This is a genomic window from Pseudomonas sp. C5pp (assembly GCF_000814065.1).
GTDB classification, from domain to species: domain Bacteria; phylum Pseudomonadota; class Gammaproteobacteria; order Pseudomonadales; family Pseudomonadaceae; genus Aquipseudomonas; species Aquipseudomonas asiatica.
Map to the genome: position 1 here is coordinate 13,239 of NZ_JWLN01000043.1, position 25,721 is coordinate 38,959.

The window sequence follows — 25,721 nt, forward strand, 5'->3', positions numbered from 1 at the left end:
GCACCAAGGGGCCAGTCAGCTAGCCCGCTTCGAATAACGCCATGGCCTCGACATGCGCCGTCTGAGGAAACATGTCGAGAATCCCGGCCCTTTTTAACCGGTACCCCTGGCCGACCAGCACCTGCGCGTCTCGCGCCAGCGTGGCCGGGTTGCACGATACATAGACCAGCCTTCTGGCCTTGAGGCGGGCGATGCCTTGCACCACCTCGAAAGCACCGTCGCGCGGTGGATCCAAGAGTACCGCAGAAAAGCCCTCGGCGGCCCATCCGGCACCCGCCAAAGGCTGCGATAAATCGGCCTGAAAAAACCGTGCGTTATGCACATTGTTGTTCCGGGCATTGGCCGCGGCCCGATCGACCATGGCCTGCACTCCTTCCACTGCCACTACCTCGCGCGCCTGCCGGGCCAGTGGCAGGGCGAAGTTGCCCAGGCCGCAGAACAGGTCCAGCACGCGCTCGTCGGCCTGCGGTGCGAGCCAGGCCAGCGCCTGCTCTATCATTGCCGTGTTGACCTGGGCATTCACCTGTACGAAGTCACCCGGGCGCCAGGCCAGTTCCAGCTGCCAGGGCGCCAGGGCAAAGCCCAGTTGCGCGGCCGGGTCCACTGGCGCCGGCTCACCTTCGCCCTGCAGCCACAGCTGGGCATTGGCCTGCTCGCAAAACGCCTGCAGCCTGGCCAGGTCTTCAGCCGGCAACGGCGCGACATGGCGCACCAGCAGCGCCTCGGCAGTGCCGCTGAACAGTTCCACATGACCCAGCGCCTGCGGCTTGCTCAGCGAGCGCAGCACGGTCGGTAAATGGCGCAGAATCGACTGCAAGGGCTGTACCAGCACCGCGCAATCGTCGATGGCAATGATGTCCTGGCTGGCTTCGGCACGGAAGCCGACCTCCAGTTGCCGCGCCTTGATGTCCCAGCGCACGGCCACGCGGGCGCGGCGCCGGTAGCCGAACTCCGGCCCGCTCAGCGGTGCAGCCCATTCCTCGGGCTGCACGCCGGCCACCCGCTGCAGCTGCTCTGCCAGGGTGCGCTGCTTGAGCGCCAGTTGCGCTTCGTGCGGCAGGTGCTGCAGGTTGCAGCCTCCGCAACGCTCGTAATACCGGCACGGTGCCTGACGGCGTTCGGGGCTGGCCTGCAGCAGGCGCTCCAGGCGGGCCTCGACCACTTTGCCACGGGCATTGAGCACCCGCGCCTCGACGGCCTCACCGGCCAGGGCGCCGCTGACGAACCAGGTGCGCCCTTCGTGGAAGGCAATGCCCCGGCCGTCACCGGCCAGGCGCTCGATTTCCAGGCGCTGCTTCTTGCCCACCGGGACCTGGGGGCTGCGGTTGCCGCCAGCCGGCTGGAAGCGCAGGCCGCTGTTGCTTTTCTTCTTGGACATTTAGCTCGGGTCGAACAGGCCGGTGGACAGGTAACGGTCGCCGCGGTCGCAGATGATCGCGACCATCGTGGCATTTTCCACCTCGCGGGACAGGCGCAGCATGGCCGCGACTGCACCACCGGAAGACACGCCGCAGAAAATGCCCTCTTCACGGGCAAGGCGGCGGGTGGTTTCCTCGGCTTCCTGCTGCGACATGTCGACCACGCGGTCGACACGGCTGGCGTCGAAGATTTTCGGCAGGTATTCCTCGGGCCAGCGGCGGATGCCCGGAATTGCCGAGCCTTCCATTGGTTGCAGGCCGATGATCTGCACCGCCGGGTTTTGTTCCTTGAGGTACTGCGAGCAGCCCATGATGGTACCGGTGGTACCCATGGAGCTGACGAAATGGGTGATGGTGCCCTGGGTCTGCTGCCAGATCTCGGGGCCGGTGCTGTTGTAGTGGGCGATGGGGTTGTCGCCGTTGGCGAACTGGTCCAGCACCAGGCCGCGGCCTTCGGCCTGCAGCTTCTCGGCCAGGTCACGGGCGCCCTCCATGCCCTCTTCCTTGGTCACCAGGATCAGCTCGGCGCCGTAGGCGGTCATGGCGGCCTTGCGTTCGGCGGTGGAATTGTCGGGCATGATCAGGATCATCTTGTAGCCCTTGATCGCCGCAGCCATCGCCAGGGCGATGCCGGTGTTGCCGGAGGTGGCTTCGATCAGGGTATCGCCGGGCTTGATCTGGCCGCGCAGTTCGGCGCGGGTGATCATCGACAGTGCCGGGCGGTCCTTCACCGAGCCGGCGGGATTGTTACCTTCGAGCTTGAGCAGGAGGGTGTTGCTGGTTTCGCCAGCGATACGCTGCAGGCGAACCAGGGGCGTATTGCCGACGCAATCGGCGATGGTTGGGTACTGCAAGGTCATGGCGTATTTCACAATCCGGACGGCAGGGGTGCCTATCATACCGGCAAACCCTTCCCGGCCATATCACGCAATCTGTGATGAATATAGCTACAAGCTATATCGATAGCCTGTACCGGCCCTTTCGCGGGTGAACCCGCTCCCACAGGGACTCCACTGGCCTCAAGAGTAGTGATGAACCTGTGGGAGCGGGTTCACCCGCGAAGAGGCCGGCACATGTAACGGCAATCTCATCCACAGCCGCAGCCCATGCTTGCCATTCTGCGCCCACAAGGTGCCACCCTGGCGCTGGATGGCACTGCGGGCGATGCTCAGCCCCAGGCCGAAACCACCATCCCCGGGCCGCGAACCGTCCAGCCGTGAGAACGGTGCAAAGATCCGCTCCAGGTCTTCTTCAGCCACGCCACCGCCTTCGTCTTCCAGCCACAACCGCCAATACCCGCCTTCACGCTGCCCACCGAGGCGCACCACACCCTCGGCCGGCGAGTGACGAATGGCATTGCGCAACATGTTCTCCAGCGCCTGGGCCAGGTAGTTCAGGTTGCCCTGCACCCAGCAGTCCGCCGGCACTTCGCAGCGCAGCCGCGCCGGTGCCCAGCCGCTTTCGTAACTGGCATTCTCGGCCAGCAGCTCCCACAGCGCCTGCACCTCGATCGGCTCAAGGTTCATCGGCGCACGTTCGGCGTCCTGCCAGGCCAGTTGCAGGGTATCCTCGACCAGCTGCTGCATGCAGTCCACCTCCCGTGTCAGGCGTTCACGCAGGCGCTGCAGGTCGGTTTCACCATCGCAGGCCACCCGCAGCCGGCTGAGTGGCGTACGCATTTCGTGAGACAGATCACGCAGCAACTGCTGCTGCATGGCTACCGTGCCCTGCAGCCGCTCGGCCATCTGGTCGAAGGCACGGGCCAGTTCACCCAGCTCGTCATGCCGGGCGATGGTGCGTGAGTCGAGGCGCGCCGACAACTGGTCGGCGCGCCAGGCATTGGCCTGCTCGCGCAATTGGTTCAACGGCACGATCAGCATGCGATAAAGGCCAACACACAACAGCAGGGTGAACAGACCCGGGATGATGCCGTTGGTGACGATACGCCACAGCATCCGGTACTGGCCGGGGTTGAAGCGCTGCGGCAGTTCGATCACCAACATGCCCTGCTCCGGTGCCCCCGGGAACGGTATGCGCAACCACGGCTGGTCGACACTGCGCCGGCTCATCGGCCAGTCGACACCGCGCAGGCGGGTCAACCGCTGCATGATCTGCGGGTCGAGGCTGGCGCTGTCGAGCGGCCGCAGGTTCAGGTCGAGCACGCCAACCCAGCCGCGTTCGCGCTGGTGCATCGCCGCCACCCAGCGGTCCAGCCCTGCCCGCCCACCACTGCGCCATGCCTGCTCGGCCTCGGCGGCATAGCCACGCAAAGCCTGCCGCGCCGGCTCCGAAAGGAAGGCGTTCTGGGTCTCCATGTGCCGACCCCAGGTGTAACTGAGGCCGATCATCAGCAGGCAGAAGCCCACCAGCAGGATCGCCAGCTTCCAGAACAGCGAATGGCGGTCGAGCATGGGTTACTCCGCCTCGCCGGCGCTGAGCACGTAGCCCTTGCCCCACACTGTACGGATCTGCCGTTCGTGATAGCCGATGCCCTTGAGCTTGCGGCGTATCTGGCTGACGTGCATGTCCAGGCTGCGGTCATGCCGCGAATAGCCTCGCTGCAGTACTTGCTGGTAAAGGAACGGCTTGCTCAGGACTTCGTCGAGGTTGCGGTTGAGAATGTCGAGCAGGCGGTATTCGCTGGGTGTCAGGCCGGCCAGGCGGCCATCCAGGCGCACGTCGCACAGCGCCTCGTCATATTGCAACTCGCCACTGCCTTCCTGCACCTGCGGGGCTTGATGGCGCCGCTCGAGGGCCACACGGCGCAGGATAGCCTCGATGCGCACCCGCAGCTCTGCCATGCTGAACGGCTTGGGCAGGTAGTCGTCGGCACCACGCTGGAAGCCGCTGATGCGGTCGGCTTCCGCACCTAGCGCCGACATCAGGATCACCGGCGTGGCGCTGCGCTTGCGCAACTGCGCCAGGGCATCCAGGCCGTTTAGCCCGGGCAGCAGGATGTCCATGAGCACCACGTCGAAAGCATGGCGTCCCGCCGTTTCAAGGCCCTCCAGGCCGTTGCGGCACCAAGTCACCTGGAAGCCGCCGCGCTGCAGCTCTTCGTGCAGATAGGCACCGAGGACCGGATCATCCTCGATGGCGAGGATATTGGAGTTGTGAATAGCTACAGGATTCATTGGCAACTGCCATGCATTCTCAATTGAGCGATTATTGAGTATCCAGCGCCTGCCAGGCAACCGCCCTGCGACCAATGCCGCTGCAAGGGCACAAAACACGTACTAAAGAGGTGCAATAGCACGGCAGGCGGAGTAACTTCCCGGCTTGGCCGTCATCGCTTGACGGTGTCCAGGCACATGACAGGAGGCGAGTGTGCTCGATCGCTTGGGAATTCGCAGCCGGGTCCTGCTGCTGGCCCTGCTGCCGGCCGGCCTGATGGCATTGGTGCTGGGTAGCTACTTCACCTGGCTGCAACAGAACGACCTGCGCACCCAGCTGCTGCAACGCGGCAAGATGATCGCCGAGCAACTGGCGCCGTTGGCCGCGCCCGCCATGGCCAAGCTGGCACCGGCACAACTTGAGCGCATTGCCGCACAAACACTGGAGCAGGCCGATGTGCGCGCAGTCGCCTTCCTGGCCCCGGACCGCACGCGCCTGGCCCATGCCGGCCCGAGCATGCTCAACCAGCCGCCCAGCGGCGGCACCGGCACCCAGCTGCTGCAACGCAGTGGCAATGACGCCACCCGCTATCTGATGCCAGTGTTCGGCCACCACCGCGACCTGGCCACCGATGCCGTGCCGACCGAAGCCGAACGCCTGCTGGGCTGGGTCGAGATCGAGCTGTCCCACGACGGCACCCTGCTGCGCGGCTACCGCAACCTGTTCACCAGCCTGTTGCTGATTCTCGCCTGCCTGGTGCTCAGCGGCCTGCTGGCACTGCGCATGAGCCGCACCATCAACGACCCGATCAAGCGCATCAAGCATGCGGTCAACCAGCTCAAGGACGGCCACCTCGAGGAGCGCCTGCCGGCCATGGGCAGCCACGAGCTTGACGAGCTGGCGCGCGGCATCAACCGTATGGCCGAAACCTTGCACAACGCCCACGAAGAACTGCAGCACAGCATCGACCAGGCCACCGAGGACGTACGCCAGAACCTGGAAACCATCGAGATCCAGAACATCGAGCTGGACATGGCGCGCAAGGAAGCCTTGGAGGCCAGCCGCATCAAGTCGGAATTCCTGGCCAACATGAGCCACGAAATCCGCACCCCGCTCAACGGCATCCTCGGTTTCACCCACCTGCTGCAAAAAAGCGAGCTGACACCGCGCCAGCTCGACTACCTGAGCACCATCGAGAAGTCTGCCGACAACCTGCTCGGGATCATCAACGAGATCCTCGACTTCTCCAAGATCGAGGCCGGCAAGCTGGTGCTCGACAGCATCCCCTTCAACCTGCGCGACCTGATCCAGGACACCCTGACCATCCTCGCCCCGGCCGCCCACGCCAAGCAGCTGGAACTGCTCAGCCTGATCTACCGCGATACTCCGTCGTCGCTGATCGGCGACCCGTTGCGGCTCAAGCAGATCCTTACCAACCTGGTCAGCAACGCAATCAAGTTCACCCGCGAGGGCACCATCGTCGTACGCGCCATGCTCGAAGATGAGCACGAGGACAGTGCGCAGCTGCGCATCAGCGTGCAGGACACCGGCATCGGCTTGTCGCCGCAGGATGTGCGTACGCTGTTCCAGGCCTTCAGCCAGGCCGACAACTCGCTGGCCCGCCAGCCTGGCGGCACCGGCCTGGGGCTGGTGATTTCCAAGCGCCTGATCGAGCAGATGGGCGGCGAAATCGGCGTCGACAGCACCCCGGGCGAGGGTTCGCAGTTCTGGATCAGCCTCAACCTGCCCAAGGCCCACGATGGTGTCGAGGAGCTGCCGCTGCAACCGCTGCTGGGCCGCCGCGCAGCCATCGTTGATGGCCACGAACTGGCGCGCCAGGCGTTGGAGCACCAGCTGGAAGACTGCGGCCTCAGCGTTAGCCTGTTCGCCTCCTTCGACCAACTGCTGCAGGGCGTGCAAGCCGCCAGCCAGGCCGGCCTGCCGTTCGAGTTCGCCGTGCTCGGGGCCAACCTTGGCAACCTGTCACCCGAGCAGCTGGGCCATTACCATCAGCAGCTCGAGCGCTACCATTGCCAGTGCGTGGTGCTGTGCCCGACCACCGAGCAGGCGCTGTACCACCCGTACCTGCCCAACGGCCATGGTCAGTTGCTGTCCAAGCCGACCTGCACGCGCAAACTGCGCCGCCTGTTGCTGGAACTGGTGCAACCGCGCCGCCCGCAGGGCGAGGTGAACAGCATCAACGGCCAGCGTCAGCCGAAGATCCTCTGCGTCGACGACAACCCCGCCAACCTGCTGCTGGTGCAGACCCTGCTCGAAGACCTGGGCGCCGAGGTGCTGGCCGTCGACAACGGCTATGCGGCAGTACAGGCGGTACAGGACGAACCGTTCGACCTGGTGCTGATGGACGTGCAGATGCCCGGCATGGACGGCCGCGCCTGTACCGAGCAGATCCGCCTGTGGGAAAACACCCAAAGCGGCAACCCGTTGCCGATCGTCGCCCTCACCGCCCACGCCATGGCCAACGAGAAACGCGCGTTGCTGCACGGAGGCATGGACGACTACCTGACCAAGCCGATCAGCGAACGGCAGCTGGCCCAGGTGGTAATGAAATGGACCGGCCTGAGCCTGGGTGCGCCAGAGCAGGAACGCCTGGCCGAGCAACTGGCCAACGGTGATGACCTGAAGGTGCTGGACCCTGAGGAAGGCCTGCGCCTGGCCGCCGGCAAAGCGGACCTGGCGGCCGATATGCTGAGCATGCTGCTGGGCTCGCTGGAAGCCGACCGCGAAGCCATACGCGCCGCCCGCGAGGCCGACGACCGCAACCGCCTGATCGAACAGGTGCACCGCCTGAACGGCGCCTCACGTTATTGCGGCGTGCCGCAGTTGCGGGCCGCGTGCCAGCGCAGCGAAACCTTGCTCAAGCAGGAAAACCCGCTGGCACAGCTGGCACTGGACGAACTGGATGCGGCAATCAACCGCCTGGCGGCGCAGGCCAGATTGAGCGCCTGAAGCCCGAGCACATTACTTGTACCTGGCCGGCACGGATCAATATCGGGCAAACATCGCTGGCTACAATCCCCAGACCACTGCAAAGGAAGCCCCACCATGCGCGCCCTGTTGTTCAGCAGCCAGCACTACGACCAGGAAAGCTTCACCCGTGCCGCCAGCGGCACCACACTGGACCTGCACTTCCAGCCTGCCCGCCTGACCCTCGACACCGCTACCCTGGCCGATGGCTACGAGGTGGTCTGCGCCTTCATCAATGACGAGCTCGACGCCCAGGTGCTGCAGCGCCTGGCCGCGGGCGGCACGCGCCTGGTCGCCCTGCGCTCGGCCGGCTACAACCATGTCGACCTGGCCGCCGCCCAGCGCCTGGGCCTGACCGTAGTGCGAGTGCCGGCCTACTCGCCGCACGCCGTGGCCGAACACGCAGTGGCGCTGATCCTGGCCCTGAACCGGCGCCTGCACCGGGCCTACAACCGCACCCGCGAGGGTGACTTCACCCTGCACGGGCTTACCGGCTTCGACCTGCACGACAAGACCGTCGGCGTGGTCGGTACCGGCCAGATCGGCACCGCCTTTGCCCGCATCATGGCCGGTTTCGGCTGCCAGTTGCTGGCCTATGACCCTTACCCCAACCCCGATCTGCTGGCCTTGGGCGCGCGCTACCTGCCATTGCCCGAGTTGCTGCGTGAAGCCCGCGTCATCAGCCTGCACTGCCCGCTGACCGAGCACACCCGGCACCTTATCAATGCACAAAGCCTGGCCCAGTTGCAGCCCGGCGCCATGCTGATCAACACCGGCCGCGGCGCGCTGGTCGACACCCCGGCGCTGATCGACGCGCTGAAGAGCGGTCAGCTCGGCTACCTGGGCCTGGACGTCTACGAAGAAGAAGCCCAGCTGTTCTTCGAGGACCGCTCCGACCTGCCGCTGCAGGACGACGTGCTGGCCCGTCTGCTGACCTTCCCCAACGTGATCATCACTGCCCACCAGGCGTTCCTTACCCGCGAGGCACTGGATGCCATCGCCGCGACCACGCTGGACAACATCAACCGCTGGGCGGCAGGCAATCCACAGAATCTGGTGATGGGTTAGTGCTAGGATACGCGGCATTTCTGGAGGACCCATGGTCGAGCACGATTTCCGCTACACCCTTTTCAACCCGCAACACACCCTGATCGAGTGCCGCGCACTGGTGCCGGGCCGTTACCAGGTCACCGGCAACGGCGGCTCGATGCACAAAGGCGACACCCTGCTGGTCACCCTCAAGGGCAGCAAGGATTTGTCCATGCGCCTGACAGTGGAGAGCGTGCGCCACCTGATCAACCCGCGCGGCCAGTGGGTTGCCGTGGCCAGCGGCCCGGTGTTCAACGAGCTGGAAATCCTTACCTGGCAGGTCGCGTGCGACAGCTGCGACGCCGTGCTGGACTTCGAGTTCGCGGTGGACGCCAAGCTGGGCAAGAAAGCCCGCCAGCCTGCCGCCAGCGCGCGGGTTGCCGAGCTGGGCTGGGCCAGCCGTGGCGAAAAACACCTGTGCCCGCGTTGCCAGGAGAGCGCCGAGTGAAAAATCTGCTGACCGGCGTGCTGATTGCCACCGGCCTGCTCGGCTGCGCCGCAGAACCTTCCAAGCTGCAGCAGGAGCGCAGCTATGTGCTGGAGTGGATTGGCGAACGGCCGCTGATCGACTACAGCCACCTGACCCTGACCTTGGCCAGCGATGGCCGTGCCTATGGCAATGGCGGCTGCAACCACTGGTTCGCGCCATACACACTGGACGGCGAGCACCTCAGCTTCGGCAAGGTCGGCAAGACCCGCAAGCTCTGCGCGCCGGCGTTGATGGAACAGGAAAAACGCTTCCTGCAGGCGCTGGAAACAGTGCAGCGCTGGGATGTGTCGCCTATCGAGCAGATGCGTTTCTGGCCGGCCGAAGGCAAGCCACTGCGCTTCTGGCCTGAGGAAGGCTGAATATTGCCGGGGCCGCTGTGCGGCCCCAACATCCATCAGGCGCCCTTCAGGGCCTTGATCCTGGCCTGCAGCCCTTCTTGGGTCTGCTCGCCCATCAATTGTTCCCGCACCTTGCCCTTGTCATCGATGATGTAGGTCACCGGCAATGCCTCGCTACGCGGCAGGTCATAGCGCTCGGCCGGGTCCTGCGCCAATACGGTGAAAGCGATCCCCAGGGTTTCGGCAGCCTGCTTCAGCTCCTGCCCTTGCAAGCCATCGAAGTTCACCCCCACCACCTTGATACCATCGGCCGCCCACTGCTTGGCTGCCGCGTTCAGTTCAGGGATTTCGGTACGGCACGGCCCGCACCATTCGGCCCAGTAGTTGAGCACCAGCCAGTGCCCGTCGATCTGTTCGGCCTTAACCGTATTACCGTGTTGGTCCACGCCATAATCGGCACCGCAACCACCGAGCAACAGGCTCGCGGTGATGGCCAGTACTGCTGCCAGACGCCTTGCCATGGGTCAATCCTTCTCGAGTTTTAAAGCAAATTGGTCAGTCGCTGCGGTTAGAATAGCCGCCACACCCTGCTGGATGCGACCCGACATGACCGACCTCACGCTCTATCATAACCCGCGCTGCTCGAAATCCCGCGGCGCCCTGGAACTGCTCGAAGCTCGCGGCCTGGCGCCGACCATCGTACGCTACCTCGAGACCCCGCCCGACGCGGCCACCCTGAAGGCCCTGCTCGGCAAGCTGGGCATCGCCCCGCGCCAGCTGCTGCGTACCGGCGAGGACGAGTACAAGGAGCTGAACCTGGCCGACCCGTCGCTTACCGACGCGCAACTGATCGACGCCATGGCCCGGCACCCCAAGCTGATCGAGCGGCCGATCCTCGTCGCTGGCGACAAGGCCGTGGTCGGCCGACCACCCGAGAAAGTACTGGAGATCCTGCCGTGAGCGAGCCCTACATCCTGGTGCTGTATTACAGCCGCCATGGTTCGACCAGCGAGATGGCCCGGCACATCGCCCGCGGCATCGAGCTGGCCGGCATGGAAGCCCGCCTGCGCACGGTACCGGCGATTTCCACCGAGTGCGAAGCAGTGGCCCCGGACATCCCGGCCAATGGTGCGCTGTACGCCACCCTGGACGACCTGCGCCACTGCGCCGGCCTGGTACTGGGCAGCCCGACCCGCTTCGGCAACATGGCGGCGCCGCTCAAGTACTTCCTGGATGGCACCAGCAGCCTGTGGCTGGGCGGTGAACTGGTCGGCAAGCCGGCTGGCGTGTTCACCTCTACCGCCAGCCTGCACGGCGGGCAGGAAACCACTCTGCTGTCGATGATGCTGCCGCTGATGCACCACGGCATGCTGGTGATGGGCCTGCCGTACAGCGAATCGGCATTGCTCGAAACCCGTGGCGGCGGCACCCCGTATGGCGCCAGCCATCATGCTGGCGCCGATGGCAAGCGCGAGCTCGACCAGCACGAGATAGCCCTGTGCCGCGCCCTTGGCCAACGCCTGGCGACCACTGCAAAGGCCCTGGAGGCTGCACGTGGCTAAGAAGCCCAAGGTATTGCCGCCGCTTGAGTGGCTGGCGCCTCGCCTGCGCCTGACGCGGGCGCTGAGCCTGGCATTCTTCTTCGGCCTGATCGCCCTGCTGGTGGCGAACAACCTGTGGTTCGCCAACCTGCACGGGGCGCGGGTCGAGGTGATCCTGGCGATCGAACTGGTGCCGTTGCTGCTGTTGCTGCCGGGCATGCTGACAGGTAGCGCCCGGGCACATGCCTGGACCTGCTTCGTGGTGAATATCTATTTCATCAAGGGCGTGCTGGCGGCGTTCGACCCGGCGCGGGCGGTATTTGGCTGGGTAGAAGTGCTGGTGAGCCTGGGGCTGTTCACTGCCGGGCTGCTGTATGTGCGCTGGAAGTTCCAGCATGAGCGGCGCATGGCGGGCGAAGGCAGTTAGATTCTTCGCGGGCATGCCCGCGAAGGGGCCAACACAAATCTCAATGGTTGACGGTATGCGCCAGCATCACCGACAACTGGCACAGCGGCCGCCCACTCTCCGCATGCCACTGGTTGAACGCCTGCTGCACCAGGGCCAGGTCCCGCTGGCTGGTCGGCGGCTTGTCGACCACCTTCTGCGCAATCAACGCCGCAGCCATGTCATCCGTAGGGATGAACGTGTCCTTGCCGACCATGCGCAAGAAACGCGGTGCCGACAACCCGCCCAGCTGGTTGCCGTGCTTGGCCAGGTATTTCCACAAACCGACGATGTCGGTCACCGGCCAGTCGGCGATGAAGGCGCCGAAACTGCCCTTCTCCTTGGCCACGTCAACAACCATCTGAGCATTGCGCGGCACGCTCTTGAGCTTGCCCAAATGGCGAATGATGCGCTCGTCGTGCATCAGCCGCTCGAGGTGCTCGGCGCCCATCAATACCACCTTCTCCGGGTCGAAGCCGAAGAACACCTGCTCGAACGCCGGCCACTTGGCATCCACCAGGCTGTGCTTGAGCCCGGCGCGGAACACGCGCAGGGCCAAGGTCGAAAGGTAGCGATCGTCGCTGATATCACGCAGTTGCGCCGGTGTGCGCGGCTGCGGCAGGAAGGCCTCCAGGGCCTGGGCCGAGCCGAAGCGGTTCAGGCAGTACTCGTGCAACCACTGGTAATCGCGCATGGGCTCAGATGTTCAGCACGTCAAGGAAACGTGGGGTGGCGTTCTCGTCGATCTTCAGGCTGGTGAAGTCGAACAGGTTGCGGTCGGCCAACTGCGACGGTGCCACGTTCTGCAAGGCGCGGAAGATGCTCTCGGTACGCCCCGGGTGCTTGCGCTCCCACTCCACCAGCATGTCCTTGACCACCTGGCGCTGCAGGTTTTCCTGCGAACCACACAGGTTGCACGGGATGATCGGGAATTCCTTCATGTCCGAGTAGGCCTGGATATCCTTCTCGCTGCAGTAGGCCAGCGGGCGGATCACCACGTTGCGGCCATCGTCGGCGCGCAGCTTCGGCGGCATGCCCTTGAGCGCACCGTTGAAGAACATGTTGAGGAAGAAGGTTTCGACGATATCGTCGCGGTGGTGCCCCAGCGCCATCTTGGTCGCGCCAATTTCGTCGGCAAAGGTGTACAGGGTGCCACGGCGCAGGCGCGAACACAGCGAGCAGGTGGTCTTGCCCTCGGGGACAAGCTCCTTGACCACCGAATAGGTGTCCTTCTCGACAATGTGGTACTCGACGCCCAGTTCCTTCAGGTAGGCCGGCAGCACATGCTCGGGAAACCCCGGCTGCTTCTGGTCCATGTTCACCGCGACGATCTCGAACTTGATCGGTGCCACCTTCTGCAGGTGCAACAGAACGTCGAGCATGGTGTAGCTGTCCTTGCCGCCGGACAGGCAGACCATGACCTTGTCGCCATCCTCGATCATGTTGTAGTCGGTGATGGCTTCGCCGGCGAGACGACGCAGGCGTTTTTGCAGTTTGTTCTGGTTGACCGAGAGGGTGCCCATAGCGCTTGGATCCGCGAGGTGTGACAAAAGCCGGCTATTTTACGCACAAACGCGGCGGCGCTGTAGGCATTCCGATAAAGACTTCATTGTAATCAACAGCGCGTCTTACAGCGCAATTTGCTCTAAAAAGCACGGTTTATGCGGGTAACGGCTTCCTATACTGCGACATAAGGCCACATTACCGCTTGCTTCGGTGTTCGGGCCTAGGGCCGCTTGCGCTCCATCTGGGGGGCGTTTGGCAACATTGAGAGGAGTGATCGGCATGATTCATCACGTTGTGGGGCTGTTTACCCATCCCGACCAGGAATGGCGGGAAATTCGTGGCGAAGAAGAAACCATCAGCCACATGTACCTGACGCACACCCTGATCCTGGCTGCGATCCCCGCAGTTTCGGCGTTCATCGGTACAACCCAGGTCGGCTGGGTGATCGGCGACCGGCCAGCGGTTATGCTGACCATGGAAAGCGCCATCTGGATGAGCATCATGTCGTACCTGGCGATGCTTGCCGGGGTGGCGGTAATGGGGGCGTTCATCCACTGGATGGCCCGCACCTACGATGCCAACCCGTCCATGGCACAGTGCATCGCCTTTGCCACCTACACCGCCACACCGTTGTTCATCGGCGGCCTGGCGGCGCTGTACCCGCACCTGTGGCTGGGCATGCTGATCGGCACGGCCGCCATCTGCTACACGGTGTACCTGTTGTACGTCGGTTTGCCGACGTTCATGAACATACCGTCCGACGAAGGCTTCCTGTTCTCCAGCTCGGTGCTGGCGGTAGGCCTTGTGGTACTGGTGGCGATCATGGCCGCCACGGTGATCATCTGGGGACTGGGCGTGGGGCCCGTCTACACCAACTAGAACAGACTCGACCAACACTGGGGCATCAAACCTGGGGCCGCCGCAAGGCGGCCTCTGGCTGTGCGCTGACCGGTGGCTCGGCAGGTTGCCCGGGGTTGCGGCATAATGTCCGGTCAGGAGAACCACCCCGCCATGCCCGAGCTGCTCAGACAACGCGTCGAAACCTGTTACCAGCAAGCTGAAACCTTCTTCAAACGCCCCTTCCCACGCCCGGAAATCAGCTTCAAGCTGCGCGGGCAAAAAGCCGGCGTCGCCCACCTGCACGAGAACCTGCTGCGCTTCAACCTGCAGCTTTACCGCGAAAACCAGGAAGACTTCTTGCGCCAGACCGTGGCCCATGAGGTGGCGCACCTGGTGGCCCACCATCTGTTCGGCGACCGCATCCAGGCCCATGGCGAAGAGTGGCAGCTGATCATGCGCGGGGTGTATGAACTGCCGCCCAACCGTTGCCACAACTACGAAGTGCAACGGCGCGTGGTGACCCGCTACATCTACCGCTGCCCGTGTCCGCAGAGCGACTTCCCGTTTACCGCGCAGCGGCACAAGCTGGTGCGCCAGGGGCGGCGCTACCTGTGCAAGCGGTGTCGGGAGATATTGGTGTATAGCGGCGAGACGCGCGTCGAATAGATTGTGTCTTGCCTGTTCCGGCCTCTTCGCGGGTAAACCCGCTCCCACAGGGGTACCACTGCCCTGTGGGAGCGGGTTTACCCGCGAAGAGGCCAGTGCTGGCGATATATGAATCACAGGCACAAGAAAGGCGACCCAAGGGTCGCCTTCTTTTGCATCAGCCTGCGCCTTACTTCTCGACGAAGGCTCGCTCGATCAGGTAGTCACCCGGCTCGCGCATGCGCGGGGAGATCTTCAGACCGAAGCTGTCCAGCACTTCGCTGGTTTCGTCGAGCATGCTCGGGCTGCCGCAGATCATCGCGCGGTCGTCCTGCGGGTTGATCGGTGGCAGGCCGATGTCGCTGAACAGCTTGCCGCTGCGCATCAGGTCGGTCAGGCGGCCCTGGTTCTCGAACGGTTCACGGGTCACGGTCGGGTAGTAGATCAGCTTGTCGCGAACCGACTCACCGAAGAACTCGTTCTGCGGCAGGTGCTCGGTGATGAATTCGCGGTAGGCCACTTCGTTCACGTAGCGCACGCCGTGCACCAGGATCACTTTCTCGAAGCGCTCGTAGGTTTCCGGGTCCTGGATGACACTCATGAACGGTGCCAGGCCAGTGCCAGTGCTCAGCAGGTACAAGTGCTTGCCCGGGTTCAGGTCGTCGAGTACCAGGGTACCGGTAGGCTTCTTGCTGATGATGATCTCGTCGCCTTCCTTCAGGTGCTGCAGCTGCGAGGTCAGCGGACCGTCCGGCACCTTGATGCTGAAGAACTCCAGGTGCTCTTCCCAGTTCGGCGAGGCGATGGAATAGGCGCGCATGAGCGGACGGCCGCTTTCTTGTTGCAGGCCGATCATCACGAACTGACCGTTCTCGAAGCGCAGGCCCGGGTCGCGGGTGCACTTGAAGCTGAACAGGGTGTCGTTCCAGTGGTGCACACTGAGGACACGTTCGTGGTTCATGTTGCTCATTTAATGGGGCTCCTGAAGAAAGACGCGGCGCGCGCAAGACGCGCAGTTGCGCGATAGTTTAGGGGCAGCGACAATATCTGTTAACTGGATTATCAAGATATGTGTTATCGGTTATATCGATATGCGATTTACACTTCGTCAGCTGCAAGTCTTCGTTGCCGTGGCCCAGCACCAGAGCGTTTCGCGCGCCGCCAGTGTGCTGGCCTTGTCGCAGTCGGCCGCCAGCACCTCGATCACCGAGCTTGAGCGCCAGTCCAGCTGCCAGCTGTTCGACCGCGCCGGCAAGCGCCTGAGCCTCAACGCCCTGGGCCAGCAACTGTTGCCGCAGGCCGTGGCCCTGCTCGACCAGGCCAAGGAAATCGAAGACCTGCTCAACGGCAAGTCCGGTTTCGGCTCGCTGGCGGTCGGCGCCACGCTGACCATCGGCAACTACCTGGCCACCCTGCTGATCGGCAGCTTCATGCAGGTGCACCCGGAAAGCCAGGTGAAGCTGCATGTGCAGAACACTGCGCATATCGTGCAACAGGTGGCGCATTACGAAATTGATCTGGGTCTGATCGAAGGCGATTGCAACCACCCGGACCTGGAAGTGCAGCCCTGGGTCGAGGACGAACTTGTGGTGTTCTGCGCGCCACAGCATCCGCTGGCCAAACTGGGACGCGCCGATGTACAGACCTTGTCCCAGGAGGCGTGGATCCTGCGCGAACAGGGCTCAGGCACGCGCCTGACCTTCGACCAGGCCATGCGCCACCACCGCACCAACCTCAACATCCGCCTGGAGCTGGAACACACCGAAGCCATCAAGCGCGCGGTGGAGTCGGGCCTGGGCATCGGCTGCATCTCGCGCCTTGCCCTGCGTGACGCCTTCCGCCGCGGCAGCCTGGTAGCGGTGGAAACCCCGGAGCTGGACCTGATGCGCCAGTTCTACTTCATCTGGCACAAACAGAAGTACCAGACTTCGGCCATGCGCGAATTTCTCGAACTTTGCCGCAACTTCACCGCGGGTTTCACACGCAGTGACGAAATCGTGTTGCCACCGATCGCTTAAAGCAGGATCACACCCCACACCAGCGCCACCATGGTCAATGCCACCAGTTGCGCGGCGCTGCCCATGTCCTTGGCGTTTTTCGACAGCGGGTGGCGCTCCAGCGAAATACGATCGATGGCTGCCTCCACCGCCGAGTTGAACAATTCGACGATCAAGCCCAACAGGCAAACGGCGATCATGATTGCACGCTCTGCACGGCTGACCGGCAGCCAGAAGGCGATCGGGACCAGCAGCACGTTGAGCAGCACCAGTTGGCGAAACGCGGCCTCACCCTTGAAGGCAGCGCGCAGCCCATCCAGCGAATAGCCGGCGGCGTTGAAGATACGTTTGAGGCCAGTCTGGCCCTTGAATGGCGATGTCATGTGAGTCACTTCACAGCGGAAAGGCCAGCAGACTAGACCGGCACGGGTAAAAAAAGCGTGAAGCCACGCCCACTCAGCTGCTGGCAACCGATTCAAGTTGTTGCAGCAACAACGCCGCCTGGGTGCGGGTACGCACACCCAGCTTGCGGAAGATTGCCGTCACATGGGCCTTGATGGTCGCTTCCGACACGTTCAGTTCATAGGCGATCTGCTTGTTCAGCAGCCCTTCGCAGACCATGGTCAGCACCCGGAACTGTTGCGGCGTGAGGCTGGCAAGGCCTTCGCTGGCGGCCTTGGCTTCGGCCGAGACATCGACCTTTTCGAACGCCTGCGGCGGCCACCAGACCTCACCATCGAGCACCTTGCGTACCGCATCCTGGATCACTTCCAGGGTGCTGGACTTGGGAATGAAGCCACTGGCGCCAAATTCGCGGGACTTGACCACCACTGCAGCCTCTTCCTGCGCCGATACCATCACCACGGGGATCTGCGGGTATTGCCCGCGCAGCAGCACCAGCCCGGAAAAACCATAGGCACCCGGCATGTTCAAGTCCAGCAACACCAGGTCCCAGTCGTCTTTTTCGCTCAGACGGGTTTCCAATTCGGCAATGCTGGCAACTTCTACCAGGCGTACATCCGGGCCCAGGCCGAGGGTAACGGCCTGGCGCAAGGCGCCACGGAACAGCGGGTGGTCATCGGCAATCAGGATTTCGTAAGTGGCCATCGATCTGGGGATCCTGTTCTGTGTCGGGCACTCGGGTAAGGGTCATTATGAACCAAAGCAGGGGTTGTGCCCCTTGGACTATAGGAAGGTATGCAAACGCTGGTGGGTGTCGTCCTGCTCGTCCAGCGGCAGGCGACGCTTGCCGCTCAGGTAATGCAGGCTGAACACATCCAGGTAGGCGTCCAGCGCCTGCGAGGCCTGGGTATCGCCGGCAAGGTCCAGGCACATGGCCGCGACTTCCGCGGTACAGAAGTGATCATCGCGCTTGGAGCGGCGCAGGCGGTAGCGGGACATCTGCTCGGCCTGCAGGCTCAACACCGGGAAGCGATCAAGGTACGGGCTTTTGCGGAACATCTTGCGCGCTTCGGTCCAGGTGGCATCCAGCAGGATGAACAGCGGACGCTTGCCGGGCTCGCGCACTACCTCGCTGACCACTCGCTCCTGGGCAACGAATTCGCCGGGAAAGACGATGTAGGGCTGCCAACGCGGGTCGCCCAGCAACGCCAGCAAACGTTCGTCGACCGAAGTGCGCAGCCAGCCGAAAGCCGAGGTGTCCTCGATCAGGTCGGCAATCAGCCAACCGGTATTGGTGGGCTTGAGCGGCTCGGTGTCATGCATCAGCAGGCACACGCCGGACTCGGCCTGCACCCGGGGCTTCCAGGCGCACAGGCAATGAGTGGCAATGACCCGGCAATCGGGGCAGCGTTCGGCACGTGAACCACGGGCGATAAAGGGCTTGTTGCTGCGAGCCAGGCGTTCGGCGCGCAGGCGCGCTACCGCATGGCTCATGCCGGCAGGCCTCTGGACAGGTTGGGAATGGACACAAGGATGACTCGGAGAAAACTAAGGGCGCCAGTCTACCAGAACAGGGGGCAATTGCTGTGCAGGTGGCGGCGCGGACCTTATAATCGCTGTTTTTCCGTACCCCAGCCTCGCGCCCGCGCGATTTTCAGGGAACGCCGTCGACCCGCGCATGTCAAAGCGCCAGTCATCGAACCAGGAGAGATTCATGCTGCGCCGTATCGTCCCCGCCCTGAGCCTGTTGCTCGCCCTGCCCCTGGCAGCCCAGGCGGCTTCCAAGCAGGAATACGACCTGAACAACATGCTGCAGAAGGTTGCCAAAGAGAGCAGTGTTGGCACCCCGCGAGCCATCAACGAGGACATCCTCGACCAAGGTTACACGGTGGAAGGCAAGGCACTGGTCAACCACCTGAGCGTGCGCCAGGACCATGCCGCGCGCATGCAGGCCAACCCCGAACAGGTCCGCAGCCAGCTGGGTGATAGCGTCTGCCGCAACAGCGGTTTCCGTAACCTGATGTCCAAAGGCGCGGTGATGGTCTACCGCTTCACGGTATACAAGACCAACCAGCCGATCATGGACCAGGCGTTCGATAATGCCAGCTGCGTGGCCGGCAACAAGAAGAAGTAACCAGCTCGGACGCTACGCCTTCTCGTCTTCACGGGCGCACCAGCGCCCCTCAGCGGCATCGGCGCGCATCTCTGCCAGCAGCGCCTGCAGGTAGCGCGACTGGCATTCCAGCCCCGACAGCCTGCGCCGGCACTCGTTCTCCAGGCTCAGGTGATGCATCTGGGCCGCATTCTCCAGCTGCTGGTAAAGCTGCCGGTCAACTTCGATGATCAAGCGATGCATACCGCCACCTCCTGCATCGACACGTTTCGCTTTACCCAGTTAACCAAACCCGCATCCCCCGTGGCTGCATGCCGACGGGCGGCTGTGGCGAACACCCCCGGCAGGATTGAGCGCAAGGGTCTAGATTGAGGTCAGAGGTATAGGTGCAGAAGGAGACGTTGCATGCCTTACCAATCGAGTGAACTGCTGTTCAGCCACTTCCGCGACAACAACATCGACCTGAGCAACATCGACGCACAACTGCAACTAGTGGCACCAAACAGCCCCAACCTGCCGCTGTACCGCGACATGATGCTGACTATCCTGCGCATGGCCCATGACGACACCGACCGCTGGAGCGCCAAGATCACCCTGCAGGCCCTGCGCGAACTGGACCATTCGTTCCGCACCCTGGAACGCTACAAGGACCGCCGCAAGGTGACCGTGTTCGGCTCGGCGCGCACCCCGCTGGAACACCCGATGTACGCCCTGGCCCGCGAACTGGGCGCAACCCTGGCGCGCTCTGACCTGATGGTCATAACTGGTGCCGGCGGCGGCATCATGGCAGCCGCCCATGAAGGCGCCGGCAGCGACCACAGCCTGGGGTTCAACATCACCCTACCCTTCGAACAACACGCCAACCCCACGGTAGATGGCACCGACAAGCTGCTGCCGTTCCATTTCTTCTTCATCCGCAAGCTTTTCTTCGTCAAGGAGGCCGATGCACTGGTGCTGTGCCCGGGTGGTTTCGGTACTTTGGATGAAGCATTGGAGGTGCTGACCCTGATCCAGACCGGCAAGAGCCCGCTGGTACCGGTGGTGCTGCTGGACTCACCAGGTGGCAGCTTCTGGCGCGACTGCCTGGACTTCATCAGCCGGCAACTGGAGGAAAACCGCTACATCTTGCCCAGCGACCTGAAACTGCTGCGCCTGGTGCACAGCGCTGACGAGGCAGTGGAGGAAATCAACCAGTTCTACAGCAACTACCACTCCAGCCGCTGGCTGAAGAGCCAGTTCGTGATCCGCATGCATCACCCGCTCAGCGAAGCGGCGCTGTATGACATCCAGGAAGGCTTTGCCGACTTGCGTCTGAGTGGCAAGTACCACCAGCAACCTGACAGCAGCGCCGAGCACGAAGTGGGCAACTTCAACCACCTGACCCGTTTGTCATTTGCCTTCAATGGCCGGGATCAGGGCAGGCTGCGCGAGCTGGTGGATTTCATCAACCTGCCGGAGAACTGGGCCAAGCCGCAGCCCATGCATACGACCCAGCGGGCCAGGGAGGCGTTGAAGGTCAGTTGATCGTGACACAAGTCCGCTCCCACAAAGGACTGTAAAACGGCCCCAGCCCTCAGTAATCGTCGAGATCACGCCCACTGAGCAGGCGGCCGATCATGTCCATGGGGAAACCCCGGTAAGCCAGAAACCGGGTTTGCTGGGCACGGCCGCGGGGATCTTGCGGGCGCTGCCCGGCAAACTTGCGCTGCCATACGTCACGCATGCGCTCGCCCCAGTCCACCTCGCTCTCGCGTAGTGCCTGCTCGATATCAGCACGCGCCAAACCGCGCTGGCCTAGCTCTTCGCGAATACGTGCAGGGCCATAGCCAGAGCTGGAACGGTACCGGATGAAACTTTCGAGGTAGCGGGCTTCGCTAAGCAACCCTTCTTCGGCGAGCCGATCGAGTTCAGGCTCAATCAGCTCGTCCGAAGCGCCGCGCTGACGCAACTTGCGCGTCAGCTCGACGCGACCGTGCTCACGTCGCGCAAGCAGGTCCATGGCTGTCCGCCGGATGGCGACGGGGGTGTCGAGTACGGCGGACATGTTCGGCTATCTACCGCGCAATCAATAGCCGGCGTCAGCGTCGGCCATGTCATCGGCATCGGCTTCGGCAGCAGCAGCCTTGCCAGCAGCCGCAACAGCACCAGCGGTCAGCAGCTTCTCGCGAATCTGCTTCTCGATCTCGGCGCCAATAGCCGGGTTCTCAGCAAGGTACTTCGCGGCGTTTGCTTTGCCTTGACCGATCTTGTTGCCTTGGTAGGCGTACCAGGCACCGGATTTCTCGACCAGGCCTTGAGAAACACCCAGGTCAATGATCTCGCCGTTACGGTAGATACCCTTGCCGTAGAGGATCTGGAACTCAGCCTGACGGAATGGCGGCGAAACCTTGTTCTTGACGATCTTGACGCGAGTTTCGCTACCGACCACCTCGTCGCCTTCCTTGACCGCACCGGTACGGCGAATATCCAGACGCACCGAGGCGTAGAACTTCAGGGCGTTACCACCGGTGGTGGTTTCCGGGCTGCCGAACATCACACCGATCTTCATACGGATCTGGTTGATGAAGATGACCAGGCAGTTGGCGTTCTTGATGTTACCGGTGATCTTGCGCAGCGCCTGGGACATCAGGCGCGCCTGCAGACCCACGTGCATGTCACCCATCTCGCCTTCGATCTCGGCCTTCGGTACCAGAGCGGCCACGGAGTCGACGATGATCACGTCAACGGCGTTGGAGCGCACCAGCATGTCGGTGATTTCCAGGGCCTGTTCGCCGGTGTCCGGCTGCGAAACCAGCAGGTCGTCGACGTTGACGCCCAGCTTGCCGGCGTACTCGGGGTCGAGGGCGTGTTCGGCGTCGACGAAGGCGCAGGTGGCGCCGTTTTTCTGGGCTTCGGCGATGACCGACAGAGTCAGCGTGGTCTTACCCGACGATTCCGGGCCGTAGATCTCGACGATACGGCCTTTTGGCAGGCCGCCGATGCCCAGGGCGATGTCCAGGCCCAGCGAACCGGTGGAGATGGCAGGGATAGCCTGGCGCTCGTGGTCGCCCATGCGCATGACGGCGCCCTTGCCGAATTGGCGTTCGATCTGACCCAGGGCCGCAGCCAAGGCGCGCTTCTTGTTGTCGTCCATTGAAATCCTCACGTGTTCGACTTGGCCCTGACGGCCGGAATACCTGTATAAGTAGCCAGTATTATTCCACAGGCAGGCGCTCGCGCAAACCCCTGTCGTCGATTTACTCGGCACCAAGCTGTAACAAGCCGTCTAACGCGGCGATCACCGTCTGTCGACGCACCGCCTCGCGGTCGCCGTCAAACTGGCGCCGCTCGCTGAACACATGTTTGCCGTCGCCCCAGGCCAGCCACACGGTGCCCACCGGTTTGGCCGGCGAACCGCCGTCCGGCCCGGCCACGCCGCTGACCGCCACGGCAAAGCGCGCGCCGCTGGCGGCCTGGGCGCCGCGGACCATCGCTTCGACCACTTCCTGGCTGACCGCGCCAACCTGGCCGAACAACGCCGCGGGCACTCCCAGCTGACGGGTTTTCTGGGTGTTGGAATAGGTCACGTACCCAGCCTCGAACCAGGCCGAGCTGCCGGGCACGCGGGTGATGGCCTCGGCGATGCCGCCACCGGTGCAGGATTCGGCGGTGGTCACCTGCGCGTTGAAGCGACGCAGGTGTTCACCCAGGCGGGTGGCAAGCGTGGTGATCGGGTCCATGTCGGGCTCCTTGAAGGCTGGCCTCTACCCTAGCATTTTGGGGATGGGGAATGGGCGTCTGGCGGCGTGCTGGGCACGAGGATGTTCGCCTCTGGATTTTTGGCGCCTGTAAGATCGAGCGCCGCCCGCGCGGCGCTCGATCTCGCAGGCGCCAAACCTCTCAAGGCATGCACCTCAAGCCCACACCAATCAGAAATTCAGCCGAAGCACGGTCCGCCAGATGTTCTTCATCGGTGAACGACGATGCTTGGTCCAGTTGCGCTCCCACCACTCGTCCTCATTGCGCACCACCTGTTCCAGGTCGCTACCGGCCACGGCGGCGGCGTGCTGGCGGAACATCATGGGGAACACGCAGTGCTGGCGGATCCGGTGTTTGACCACCACATCCACCGGGGTGCCATCGTAGGGCGTCTCTGCCAGGATCCGGCAGCCCTCGCGCGACAGCACATAGGCATGCAGCGCCACCACCCGCCCGCGGGCGATGAACGGGAACCAGGTCAGCCAGGTTCGCCCCATGGAATAACCCAGGTGCAAGGCCTCGAAGGGCCGTTTCTGCATGAAGCGGTTTACCCAGCGCACCCGCGAAGGCTTGAACTCATACGCCTTGGCATCGTCTTCGAAGATCAGGATTCGATCAAGGCCATTGTCCAGCGCATGACGGGCCAGTTGCTGATGGGACTCGTAGCAACCGCGCTTGGGGTCGCTGTTTTTCTCGACGACATGAAAGAGCACTTCGTTGTCGAGCTGTCGCCCGATGGTTTCGCTGAACAGCGTGCGCCGGTCAGCGCGGGTGTCGAGGGAAATACAAAAAACCGCATCTACATCAAAACGAATTGCGCTCACTGCACTAATCAACCTGTTGCAATAACTTTTTACCGGGCCGCGGGCCACCGCGAATGCGTCAGGCAAGCCATCCCTGATGGGCGAAGGCAGGCAATTCTCCATGGAGGCACCATGATGTCAACCTGCCTTCAGCGCATCCCTGTGCACTCGCCGGACTTGCAGGTACAGCCTGCCGGGTAGCCGTGTTAATCTATGCGGCTTGAAAATCCGGTGGGTCTCGGCGTCGCGCATGCAACACAGAACGCCCCAATTTGCCCCACAATATTGAGACCTACTTTCTAAGCCCTTGATGAATAAAGCTATTTCCGACTTCTCCGCACACACCCCGATGATGCAGCAGTAGCGGAAAAAATCGACCTCAGGCCGCGACCTATGCGGCCTGCGAAACGAGCCTGTCTAATATGGTTCGGCCAGTTTCAGCGACTTTCGCCCAGTAAAACCGAGATGCTTTTGAGCGGTTTTAGACAGCCGTAACCACCCTCCTCCGGCGTTCTGCCGACCTACTCCCAATCCCTCTCGGATTCATCAAGCGCCCACAGCCTGGCCGCCTCGACGATCTCCAGCATGTCGACCAGGTCGCCGTCATCGACCTCCTGCCGCCGGCGTGCGGCATAGGCCATCACATCGAGCACTGCTGCGCGCCCATCAGGATCAGCCACCAGGGCAGTCTGATCGTTCAGTTCGGCCAACCATGCCTGCGGAAGCTCAGTTGCCATAATCGCCCACCGCCCGGCACCACCACGACTGGGCGTAAAGGGCGCCGTCGATTTCCTCAACACCGTTGATGTTGATTCCGAGTTGGGCCATGCCATTGAGCTTGGCGTCGTGCAGCCGGGGGATGATGTCGGGACCGGGTGACGGGTTGAACACCCAGGCCTGGGTCGATACCCGGCCCAACGGCTCACTGTGGTGGTCACCGATGTGGATGTCGGCCCGCAGGGGCTGGACCTTCCTCAGCTGATCGGAAGGGATGGCCACGCCATTCACGCGGCGGCGAACGAGGAGAAAGTACATGCTGCACCAACACTGTATATTGATACAGTATCGTAGCCACACTTTGCCGCCCCAGGCAACTTCGTCAGCCGGGTGGCGTCAGTGCGTCGTACTCCCGCTCGCACTGCTGGCCGGCAATTCTGGCTCGGTCAAGCGCAGTCGCCAGTTCTCCCGCTCTTTCGTCAGCCCGTGTGAGCAGGTCGGAGAGCACCATGGCGGCGCGGGTGGCTGCCTGGCCTCGGGCGATAGCGGAGGTATCCGGGCCGGAGCAACTGACGGTGGCAGCCAACCGGGCGGCGTCGTTGCGCAGCCGCTGGCCAGCAGCATCGGCGCCAGCAGCGCCAGCATCAGCAGTCGTTCGTTCTTCCTGGGCATGGGCTCTCGCCTCCTCCTGCGCCGTGGCGCGTCGTTGTTCTTCCTGGCGGGCATCCCGCTCGCCGATCACTTCGGCCAACCGGTCACCGCTATCTCGTTTCGCTGATGCCTGTCCGGCGTTCGTTCGCTCGACCGAGAGGCCGTGCTGGTATGCCGCCCAGTGGGATCCCAGCAGCACAAATACCGCAGCTATGGCCCACCCCTTCATGCCAGCGCCCGCCGAATGCCTTCGTCGATCACCTCTGCCTTGTACGGATTGCCGCCGTTCTCGTGAACGATGATGCCGACCACGGCCTCGCGCAGCACCTGCGGCTTGGAGATGTCGATGGAGTCGCGCACGCCAACCCCGAGGCGCTTGGCAATGGCCTGCGCGTAGGCCAGGGTGTTGTTCTCGCTGGACGGCGCCCAGCGGCTGATGAATTCCAGCGGGGTGTCGATGCCTGGGCGACCAACCCCGGGCATACCATCCTTGCCCCGGTAGTTCAGCAGCAGCTTGCCCAAGGCCCGGATGCCATTCTCCGCTTGGTCGAAGCGCGCAAAGCGTGGCTTGGCAACGCCCTCCTCCAGGCCGAGCTGGCCCTGCCAGGCATTACGCGGGTTGAAATCGATATTGCCGGGGTTGTTGTTGCGGATGCCGCGGGGAGTAGTCATTCAGTGACCTCCTGTACTGGTTGACCTTCAACTTCCTCCACGGACACGGTGACCTTGGCGGAGTAACGCTTGATTACCTGGGCGGTGCGCACGATCGCAGCTGGCTGCTCCTCCAGCAGCTTGCGAGCTGCGGCATCCGCATCCTGTTCCGTGGGGTATTCGTTCTGGTGGATGGGATCGAAGTTGTTACTGGTGTTGATGACGATGAACGGCA

33 protein-coding genes are annotated in these 25,721 nt (G+C 63.2%); 12 read left to right on the top strand and 21 right to left on the bottom strand.

Translation table 11 applies throughout. The features are described from left to right. Positions 1–19: 19 nt before the first annotated feature. From rlmD to RR51_RS25455, 4 genes are all read right to left on the bottom strand, one after another. Positions 20–1,378 carry a 23S rRNA (uracil(1939)-C(5))-methyltransferase RlmD gene (gene rlmD / locus RR51_RS25440; protein ID WP_039615071.1) on the bottom strand — a complete coding sequence of 453 codons (1,359 nt, stop codon included), beginning with the start codon at positions 1,376–1,378 and terminating at the stop codon, positions 20–22. Next, positions 1,379–2,278: a cysteine synthase CysM gene (gene cysM / locus RR51_RS25445; RefSeq protein ID WP_023662461.1), complete on the bottom strand. Its 900-nt coding sequence runs from the start codon at positions 2,276–2,278 to the stop codon at positions 1,379–1,381. Between the two features lie 159 nt (positions 2,279–2,437). Further along, on the bottom strand, positions 2,438–3,829 hold the full coding sequence (locus RR51_RS25450) for a sensor histidine kinase (protein WP_039615072.1): 1,392 nt from the start codon (positions 3,827–3,829) through the stop codon (positions 2,438–2,440). 3 nt (positions 3,830–3,832) lie between these two features. Further along, entirely contained in the window at positions 3,833–4,552 is a 720-nt protein-coding gene (locus tag RR51_RS25455; RefSeq protein WP_039615073.1) for a response regulator transcription factor, read from the bottom strand. A 193-nt stretch (positions 4,553–4,745) separates the two neighbouring features. Between RR51_RS25455 and RR51_RS25460 the strand changes: the two genes are divergently transcribed. From RR51_RS25460 to RR51_RS25475, 4 genes are all read left to right on the top strand, one after another. Beyond that, the gene (locus RR51_RS25460; protein WP_039615074.1) at positions 4,746–7,502 is read left to right on the top strand and encodes a response regulator; all 2,757 of its coding nucleotides are present in this window, start codon (positions 4,746–4,748) and stop codon (positions 7,500–7,502) included. A gap of 96 nt (positions 7,503–7,598) precedes the next feature. Continuing rightward, complete coding sequence (locus RR51_RS25465; protein ID WP_004375493.1) at positions 7,599–8,588, top strand: 2-hydroxyacid dehydrogenase; 990 nt, start codon at positions 7,599–7,601, stop codon at positions 8,586–8,588. 31 nt (positions 8,589–8,619) lie between these two features. Further along, positions 8,620–9,057: a hypothetical protein gene (locus RR51_RS25470; protein ID WP_004375491.1), complete on the top strand. Its 438-nt coding sequence runs from the start codon at positions 8,620–8,622 to the stop codon at positions 9,055–9,057. Next, complete coding sequence (locus RR51_RS25475; RefSeq protein ID WP_004375489.1) at positions 9,054–9,458, top strand: META domain-containing protein; 405 nt, start codon at positions 9,054–9,056, stop codon at positions 9,456–9,458. The genes RR51_RS25470 and RR51_RS25475 overlap by 4 nt, the downstream gene beginning before the upstream one ends. A gap of 35 nt (positions 9,459–9,493) precedes the next feature. Here RR51_RS25475 and RR51_RS25480 read toward each other — a convergent pair whose 3' ends face one another. Continuing rightward, positions 9,494–9,958 (bottom strand): TlpA disulfide reductase family protein, encoded by a 465-nt coding sequence (locus RR51_RS25480; RefSeq protein WP_039615075.1) that lies wholly within the window; start codon positions 9,956–9,958, stop codon positions 9,494–9,496. 85 nt (positions 9,959–10,043) lie between these two features. On the opposite strand from RR51_RS25480, the gene arsC reads away from it, so the two are divergent. From arsC to RR51_RS25495, 3 genes are read left to right on the top strand one after another with little or no spacing between them, the layout of a single operon-like run. Beyond that, positions 10,044–10,397 carry an arsenate reductase (glutaredoxin) gene (gene arsC, locus RR51_RS25485; RefSeq protein WP_039615076.1) on the top strand — a complete coding sequence of 118 codons (354 nt, stop codon included), beginning with the start codon at positions 10,044–10,046 and terminating at the stop codon, positions 10,395–10,397. Then, the gene (gene wrbA, locus RR51_RS25490; RefSeq protein ID WP_015269222.1) at positions 10,394–10,999 is read left to right on the top strand and encodes an NAD(P)H:quinone oxidoreductase; all 606 of its coding nucleotides are present in this window, start codon (positions 10,394–10,396) and stop codon (positions 10,997–10,999) included. The genes arsC and wrbA overlap by 4 nt, the downstream gene beginning before the upstream one ends. Next, a complete protein-coding gene (locus RR51_RS25495) occupies positions 10,992–11,405 on the top strand; it encodes a DUF2069 domain-containing protein (RefSeq protein ID WP_039615077.1) in 414 nt (137 codons plus the stop codon). The genes wrbA and RR51_RS25495 overlap by 8 nt, the downstream gene beginning before the upstream one ends. 40 nt (positions 11,406–11,445) lie before the next feature. Here RR51_RS25495 and RR51_RS25500 read toward each other — a convergent pair whose 3' ends face one another. Both RR51_RS25500 and ttcA read right to left on the bottom strand, forming a co-directional pair. Then, entirely contained in the window at positions 11,446–12,117 is a 672-nt protein-coding gene (locus RR51_RS25500) for a DNA-3-methyladenine glycosylase I (RefSeq protein WP_039615078.1), read from the bottom strand. Positions 12,118–12,121: 4 nt separating this feature from the next. After that, positions 12,122–12,946 carry a tRNA 2-thiocytidine(32) synthetase TtcA gene (gene ttcA, locus RR51_RS25505; protein ID WP_012270926.1) on the bottom strand — a complete coding sequence of 275 codons (825 nt, stop codon included), beginning with the start codon at positions 12,944–12,946 and terminating at the stop codon, positions 12,122–12,124. 262 nt (positions 12,947–13,208) lie between these two features. Here ttcA and RR51_RS25510 point away from each other — a divergent pair, with 262 nt between their 5' ends. Together RR51_RS25510 and RR51_RS25515 are read left to right on the top strand one after the other, a co-directional pair. After that, positions 13,209–13,808 carry a Yip1 family protein gene (locus tag RR51_RS25510; RefSeq protein ID WP_003252385.1) on the top strand — a complete coding sequence of 200 codons (600 nt, stop codon included), beginning with the start codon at positions 13,209–13,211 and terminating at the stop codon, positions 13,806–13,808. Positions 13,809–13,940: 132 nt separating this feature from the next. Continuing rightward, positions 13,941–14,435 (top strand): SprT family zinc-dependent metalloprotease, encoded by a 495-nt coding sequence (locus RR51_RS25515; protein WP_013971347.1) that lies wholly within the window; start codon positions 13,941–13,943, stop codon positions 14,433–14,435. Positions 14,436–14,604: 169 nt separating this feature from the next. Here the strand turns inward: RR51_RS25515 and fpr are convergent, their stop codons facing one another. Next, positions 14,605–15,384, bottom strand: coding sequence for a ferredoxin-NADP reductase (gene fpr, locus RR51_RS25520; protein WP_004375483.1), 780 nt, complete (start codon positions 15,382–15,384; stop codon positions 14,605–14,607). A 121-nt stretch (positions 15,385–15,505) separates the two neighbouring features. Here fpr and finR point away from each other — a divergent pair, with 121 nt between their 5' ends. Next, positions 15,506–16,432, top strand: coding sequence for a LysR family transcriptional regulator FinR (gene finR / locus RR51_RS25525; RefSeq protein WP_004375481.1), 927 nt, complete (start codon positions 15,506–15,508; stop codon positions 16,430–16,432). Here finR and RR51_RS25530 read toward each other — a convergent pair. The 3 genes from RR51_RS25530 to RR51_RS25540 form a co-directional block, all read right to left on the bottom strand. After that, positions 16,429–16,794 (bottom strand): diacylglycerol kinase, encoded by a 366-nt coding sequence (locus tag RR51_RS25530; RefSeq protein WP_004375479.1) that lies wholly within the window; start codon positions 16,792–16,794, stop codon positions 16,429–16,431. The two genes, finR and RR51_RS25530, sit on opposite strands and share 4 nt — an antisense overlap. 73 nt (positions 16,795–16,867) lie before the next feature. Further along, positions 16,868–17,518, bottom strand: coding sequence for a response regulator transcription factor ErdR (erdR, locus tag RR51_RS25535; RefSeq protein WP_039615079.1), 651 nt, complete (start codon positions 17,516–17,518; stop codon positions 16,868–16,870). Between the two features lie 78 nt (positions 17,519–17,596). Further along, entirely contained in the window at positions 17,597–18,307 is a 711-nt protein-coding gene (locus RR51_RS25540; RefSeq protein WP_025337999.1) for a tRNA-uridine aminocarboxypropyltransferase, read from the bottom strand. 220 nt (positions 18,308–18,527) lie between these two features. Between RR51_RS25540 and RR51_RS25545 the strand changes: the two genes are divergently transcribed. Next, positions 18,528–18,947, top strand: a complete 420-nt coding sequence (locus RR51_RS25545; RefSeq protein WP_013971343.1) for a quorum-sensing-regulated virulence factor family protein — start codon at positions 18,528–18,530, stop codon at positions 18,945–18,947. Positions 18,948–18,959: 12 nt separating this feature from the next. On the opposite strand, the gene RR51_RS25550 is transcribed toward RR51_RS25545, so the two are convergent. After that, on the bottom strand, positions 18,960–19,169 hold the full coding sequence (locus RR51_RS25550) for a hypothetical protein (protein ID WP_004375471.1): 210 nt from the start codon (positions 19,167–19,169) through the stop codon (positions 18,960–18,962). Between the two features lie 162 nt (positions 19,170–19,331). Here RR51_RS25550 and RR51_RS25555 point away from each other — a divergent pair, with 162 nt between their 5' ends. Continuing rightward, positions 19,332–20,450, top strand: a complete 1,119-nt coding sequence (locus RR51_RS25555) for an LOG family protein (protein ID WP_004375469.1) — start codon at positions 19,332–19,334, stop codon at positions 20,448–20,450. 49 nt (positions 20,451–20,499) lie between these two features. Here the strand turns inward: RR51_RS25555 and recX are convergent, their stop codons facing one another. The 9 genes from recX to RR51_RS25600 all read right to left on the bottom strand — a co-directional run. Continuing rightward, positions 20,500–20,970, bottom strand: coding sequence for a recombination regulator RecX (gene recX, locus RR51_RS25560; RefSeq protein WP_039615080.1), 471 nt, complete (start codon positions 20,968–20,970; stop codon positions 20,500–20,502). Positions 20,971–20,991: 21 nt separating this feature from the next. Further along, on the bottom strand, positions 20,992–22,059 hold the full coding sequence (gene recA / locus RR51_RS25565) for a recombinase RecA (protein WP_013971339.1): 1,068 nt from the start codon (positions 22,057–22,059) through the stop codon (positions 20,992–20,994). Positions 22,060–22,162: 103 nt separating this feature from the next. Beyond that, positions 22,163–22,645: a CinA family protein gene (locus tag RR51_RS25570; protein WP_039615081.1), complete on the bottom strand. Its 483-nt coding sequence runs from the start codon at positions 22,643–22,645 to the stop codon at positions 22,163–22,165. A gap of 189 nt (positions 22,646–22,834) precedes the next feature. Then, positions 22,835–23,488, bottom strand: coding sequence for a hypothetical protein (locus RR51_RS25575; RefSeq protein WP_039615086.1), 654 nt, complete (start codon positions 23,486–23,488; stop codon positions 22,835–22,837). Positions 23,489–23,988: 500 nt separating this feature from the next. After that, entirely contained in the window at positions 23,989–24,204 is a 216-nt protein-coding gene (locus RR51_RS25580; protein WP_039615082.1) for a hypothetical protein, read from the bottom strand. Further along, on the bottom strand, positions 24,194–24,502 hold the full coding sequence (locus RR51_RS25585) for a hypothetical protein (RefSeq protein WP_039615083.1): 309 nt from the start codon (positions 24,500–24,502) through the stop codon (positions 24,194–24,196). The genes RR51_RS25580 and RR51_RS25585 overlap by 11 nt, the downstream gene beginning before the upstream one ends. A gap of 64 nt (positions 24,503–24,566) precedes the next feature. Further along, a complete protein-coding gene (locus tag RR51_RS25590) occupies positions 24,567–25,064 on the bottom strand; it encodes a DUF2514 domain-containing protein (protein ID WP_039615084.1) in 498 nt (165 codons plus the stop codon). Further along, the gene (locus RR51_RS25595) at positions 25,061–25,507 is read right to left on the bottom strand and encodes a structural protein P5 (RefSeq protein ID WP_039615085.1); all 447 of its coding nucleotides are present in this window, start codon (positions 25,505–25,507) and stop codon (positions 25,061–25,063) included. The genes RR51_RS25590 and RR51_RS25595 overlap by 4 nt, the downstream gene beginning before the upstream one ends. Beyond that, the coding region (locus tag RR51_RS25600) for a hypothetical protein (RefSeq protein WP_065110715.1) at positions 25,504–25,721 on the bottom strand (218 nt) is incomplete at its 5' end. The genes RR51_RS25595 and RR51_RS25600, both read right to left, overlap by 4 nt.

What these genes read in the sequence shown, in the direction of transcription:
- rlmD (WP_039615071.1), bottom strand. Translation starts at nt 1,378, where the DNA reads ATGTCCAAGAAGAAAAGCAACAGCGGCCTGCGCTTCCAGCCGGCTGGC.
- cysM (WP_023662461.1), bottom strand. Translation starts at nt 2,278, where the DNA reads ATGACCTTGCAGTACCCAACCATCGCCGATTGCGTCGGCAATACGCCC.
- RR51_RS25450 (WP_039615072.1), bottom strand. Translation starts at nt 3,829, where the DNA reads ATGCTCGACCGCCATTCGCTGTTCTGGAAGCTGGCGATCCTGCTGGTG.
- RR51_RS25455 (WP_039615073.1), bottom strand. Translation starts at nt 4,552, where the DNA reads ATGAATCCTGTAGCTATTCACAACTCCAATATCCTCGCCATCGAGGAT.
- RR51_RS25465 (WP_004375493.1), top strand. Translation starts at nt 7,599, where the DNA reads ATGCGCGCCCTGTTGTTCAGCAGCCAGCACTACGACCAGGAAAGCTTC.
- RR51_RS25470 (WP_004375491.1), top strand. Translation starts at nt 8,620, where the DNA reads ATGGTCGAGCACGATTTCCGCTACACCCTTTTCAACCCGCAACACACC.
- RR51_RS25480 (WP_039615075.1), bottom strand. Translation starts at nt 9,958, where the DNA reads ATGGCAAGGCGTCTGGCAGCAGTACTGGCCATCACCGCGAGCCTGTTG.
- arsC (WP_039615076.1), top strand. Translation starts at nt 10,044, where the DNA reads ATGACCGACCTCACGCTCTATCATAACCCGCGCTGCTCGAAATCCCGC.
- RR51_RS25500 (WP_039615078.1), bottom strand. Translation starts at nt 12,117, where the DNA reads ATGCGCGATTACCAGTGGTTGCACGAGTACTGCCTGAACCGCTTCGGC.
- ttcA (WP_012270926.1), bottom strand. Translation starts at nt 12,946, where the DNA reads ATGGGCACCCTCTCGGTCAACCAGAACAAACTGCAAAAACGCCTGCGT.
- RR51_RS25510 (WP_003252385.1), top strand. Translation starts at nt 13,209, where the DNA reads ATGATTCATCACGTTGTGGGGCTGTTTACCCATCCCGACCAGGAATGG.
- RR51_RS25515 (WP_013971347.1), top strand. Translation starts at nt 13,941, where the DNA reads ATGCCCGAGCTGCTCAGACAACGCGTCGAAACCTGTTACCAGCAAGCT.
- fpr (WP_004375483.1), bottom strand. Translation starts at nt 15,384, where the DNA reads ATGAGCAACATGAACCACGAACGTGTCCTCAGTGTGCACCACTGGAAC.
- finR (WP_004375481.1), top strand. Translation starts at nt 15,506, where the DNA reads ATGCGATTTACACTTCGTCAGCTGCAAGTCTTCGTTGCCGTGGCCCAG.
- RR51_RS25530 (WP_004375479.1), bottom strand. Translation starts at nt 16,794, where the DNA reads ATGACATCGCCATTCAAGGGCCAGACTGGCCTCAAACGTATCTTCAAC.
- erdR (WP_039615079.1), bottom strand. Translation starts at nt 17,518, where the DNA reads ATGGCCACTTACGAAATCCTGATTGCCGATGACCACCCGCTGTTCCGT.
- RR51_RS25540 (WP_025337999.1), bottom strand. Translation starts at nt 18,307, where the DNA reads ATGAGCCATGCGGTAGCGCGCCTGCGCGCCGAACGCCTGGCTCGCAGC.
- RR51_RS25545 (WP_013971343.1), top strand. Translation starts at nt 18,528, where the DNA reads ATGCTGCGCCGTATCGTCCCCGCCCTGAGCCTGTTGCTCGCCCTGCCC.
- RR51_RS25550 (WP_004375471.1), bottom strand. Translation starts at nt 19,169, where the DNA reads ATGCATCGCTTGATCATCGAAGTTGACCGGCAGCTTTACCAGCAGCTG.
- RR51_RS25555 (WP_004375469.1), top strand. Translation starts at nt 19,332, where the DNA reads ATGCCTTACCAATCGAGTGAACTGCTGTTCAGCCACTTCCGCGACAAC.
- recX (WP_039615080.1), bottom strand. Translation starts at nt 20,970, where the DNA reads ATGTCCGCCGTACTCGACACCCCCGTCGCCATCCGGCGGACAGCCATG.
- recA (WP_013971339.1), bottom strand. Translation starts at nt 22,059, where the DNA reads ATGGACGACAACAAGAAGCGCGCCTTGGCTGCGGCCCTGGGTCAGATC.
- RR51_RS25570 (WP_039615081.1), bottom strand. Translation starts at nt 22,645, where the DNA reads ATGGACCCGATCACCACGCTTGCCACCCGCCTGGGTGAACACCTGCGT.
- RR51_RS25580 (WP_039615082.1), bottom strand. Translation starts at nt 24,204, where the DNA reads ATGGCAACTGAGCTTCCGCAGGCATGGTTGGCCGAACTGAACGATCAG.
- RR51_RS25585 (WP_039615083.1), bottom strand. Translation starts at nt 24,502, where the DNA reads ATGTACTTTCTCCTCGTTCGCCGCCGCGTGAATGGCGTGGCCATCCCT.
- RR51_RS25590 (WP_039615084.1), bottom strand. Translation starts at nt 25,064, where the DNA reads ATGAAGGGGTGGGCCATAGCTGCGGTATTTGTGCTGCTGGGATCCCAC.
- RR51_RS25595 (WP_039615085.1), bottom strand. Translation starts at nt 25,507, where the DNA reads ATGACTACTCCCCGCGGCATCCGCAACAACAACCCCGGCAATATCGAT.